Origin of the sequence: Pseudomonas agarici (genome assembly GCF_900109755.1) — a bacterium.
In the GTDB taxonomy this organism is placed as follows: domain Bacteria; phylum Pseudomonadota; class Gammaproteobacteria; order Pseudomonadales; family Pseudomonadaceae; genus Aquipseudomonas; species Aquipseudomonas agarici.
The window spans coordinates 1-3,049 of record NZ_FOAR01000057.1; the positions used below are offsets into that span (position 1 = coordinate 1).

At 64.0% G+C, this 3,049-nt stretch carries 1 protein-coding gene; it reads right to left on the minus strand.

The genetic code is table 11. From position 1 onward, the window contains the following. The coding region (locus BMX68_RS24840) for a DUF6531 domain-containing protein (protein WP_074862781.1) at positions 1–3,012 on the minus strand (3,012 nt) is incomplete at its 3' end. Positions 3,013–3,049 lie beyond the last annotated feature (37 nt).

A 3,049-nucleotide genomic window follows, 5' to 3' on the forward strand; every position in this document is an offset into this window, starting at 1 on the left:
GCGGTCGCGTTCGAAGTCGCTGATGACCTCGCCGTCGAGGTTGAGCTGATGCAGGTGGCCACTGCCGTAATACAGCCGATTGAGCCAGCGCCCATCGGGTAGCTGCGTCTGGCTCAGGTTGCCCAGTTCGTCGTAGTGATGCTGCAAGCTGCCGGCTGCGCTCTGTTCTTCCAGCAACCGGCCGAGGGCGTCATAGGCGAAGTTGAGTGTTTGTTCATTACCGTCATGGTCGGTAAAGGTGATGGCGGTCACTTGGTCCAGCCGGTCGTAGCTGTAGGTGGTGCGGCCATCGGCGGTGATCTTGGCGATCAGGCGACCCAGCGCATCGCGTTCCAACCGGTGAACGATGGGAGGCACCGGTTCGGCTGGGACGCACGCCAGGCCCGTGCCGAAGGGCGCCGGCAGGTGTTCGACGCGGGTCACGTTGTCCAGGGCATCATAGCTGTACTGCCGGGCGCTGCCGTCCAGATCCTGTTGGCGGATCAGACGGTCGTTGGCATCCCAGGCAAAGCGGTAACTTTCCCCGTTCTCGTTGGTCAGTGCCTGCAAGCGGCCATAGGCGTCGTAGTGGTATTCGATCTGTCGGCCAAGGGCGTCGGTGCGTTGGCGTACCTGGCCGCGTCGGTTGTACTGGTAGCGCGTGCTGCCGCCAGCGGCGTCGATATGGGCGATCAGTTGGCCGTGGGCGTCGCGCTGGTAGTGGTCGAAGCGGTCCACGGGCCGTTCGGTTTGCAGCAGTCGGCCTTGAGCATCGCGTTGGTAGTGCACCCGTTCGCCAAAGGCATCGGCCACCGTACACAGGTGGCCGCGTCGGTCGTAGTAAAAGTCCGTGGGATAGTCGGAGCAATCGGCGTGGTAGGTCAGTTGCCCGCATTCGTTCCAGCGCAAGGTTCGGCTTTTGCCCGTGGCATCGATGATTTCCACCACCTGGCCGAAGGCATCGTAGCGATAGGTGGTGGTGTGCCCCAGCGGGTCGGTTTCGCTGAGGCAGTTGCCGCGTTGGTCGTAGCGGTACTGCCAGGCCTGGCCGGCGGCATCGGTTTGCACTTGGGGCAGCGACCAGTGTTCCAGCCACAGGGTGGAGTCGATACGGCCCAATGGGTCTTCGCTGGTGGACAGGTTGCCGGAGGCGTCGTAGCTGAAGCGCCAGTGTCCGTCCTGCGGATCAATGGCGCCGAGTAGCTGGCGTTCGTCGTTCCACTGAAATTGCCAGGTATGGCCGAGGGGGTCGGTGTAGGCGGTGATCTGGTACTGGCGGTTCCACTGGAGGGTGCTGACACGCCGTAAACCATCGGTAATACGTGTGATGCCAGCCTCCAGGTCGTAGTCGAACTGGTAGTCATCGCCGTCATCGGTCCAGTGCCGGGTGACGCGCCATTCCTGTGTTTTTTGTGTTTTCTGTGTTTCTTGTGTTTCCTGTGTTTCGATCAGCGCCCATTGATAGAAACAACGCAGGCCGCCGGGCAATTGGTGTTCGACCAGGCGCCGGTGTTCGTCATAGGCAAAACGCCGCTGAACTTGCCCTGTGGCATCGCGAACTTCACTCAGGTCGCCCGCCGCATCGTAGTCATAGCTGACCAGCACTTCGCGGGTTTGATCGGGGTACAGGCGTTCGATCTGGCCGATACGCCGAGGCCCTTGGGGGCTGTGGTAGATCAGTTCCACCTGGACTTGGTCGAAGGTGTCACGCAAGCGAATCAGCGTGCCCGACTTGCTGTAGTCGAGGTAGAGCCGGTTGTCGTTGCGGTCGCCCAACTGGCTCAGGCGCAGTCGCGAGGGATCGGCGAGGGTCGGTTCAAACAGCCGGTACAGCCCGTCCTCGCTCTCGATCAGCAACTGCCCGTTGTCGTGGCGCCGCACGCTCAAGCCTTCGCCGGCACTGAACACCGCATGGCCCAGCGGGATTGAGCCCATATCGATCTGTCGGGCCTGCTCGTCGGTGTAGATCAGCCGTTCGCCGCCTTCGGGACGGGCTTCGAGGCGCACGTTGATTTCATACGGCAGGCTCCAGCCCTGGCCGAGCAAACTGTCGTGGCGTTCATCGCGGCTGTTGTAGAAGCGTTGCCAGTCGAGGGGCAGCAAACCGGGCAAGGCGAAATCGAGCTCGTCCTCGCCGCCCAGCACCTTGGCACCAGTGGCGGCGTGGACCGGGTTAGGCGAGCCGGACATCGCCGCGCTCAGGGCGTTGCTGACCTGGCCGGTGCCCCATGACGTCAGTCCGCCGACCAGCATGCAGGGCAATTGGCTGAAAAACTTCGCGCCGCCACCGCGCAACATCAACAAGGTGCCCACCGCCAGGCCCACGCCGGGGGGCTTGCCGCTGCGGATTTCGCGTATCACCACGGGCGCGCCACCGATGCGCACATTGGGTGAAATCAGCCCGTTGACCGCACCGACCCGAGCCTCGCAGGTGCTGCGATCACCCGTGCGCACGGCGGGCTGGCCGTTGATGGTGACTTTGCTGGAGCCTTCGGCGAGATAGACCTGGGGCATCGGCGGGTGTTTGTCGCAGGCCACGCGATCATAAGGGCTGGGAATGGCGCCGGGCGCGGGGGTGGCGACGGTGGGCCGCCATAGCTGGGAAAAGAAGCCCTGGGCGATATCCAGGTAGCCAGCGGACTCGCCGGCCAGTACCGGGCCGATCCTGCCAGCGGCACGAGCGGCGGGTTTGCCGTTGATAAAGGTGTCGGGCGAGCCGGTGGTGATATAAGCCTGGACCGTGGGCGGAAACAGCGCATTGCTTAGCCAGTCGCAGAACTGCTTCACCTCCTCGTCGGTGCCGGTCTGGTTCATGCCGACGCCGACCGCAATGCCCACCGCACTCCCGAGTACGAGGCAGCCCAGCCCACCGGTGGCGACGGTAAGGCCCGTTGCCGCGACAACCGCCGTGGTGGCCAGTGTGCCGACCGCGACAGAGGCGGCGATTTCCAGCACGCCGCCCAGGAGGTCGGCCATCGGCGCGGTGTGCAGCAAGGCATCGCCTTCGCGGGCGGCCCAGTAGGTGTCGGTCATGCCGGTGCGTTCCGTGCGAACAGGGACGCCCATCGGA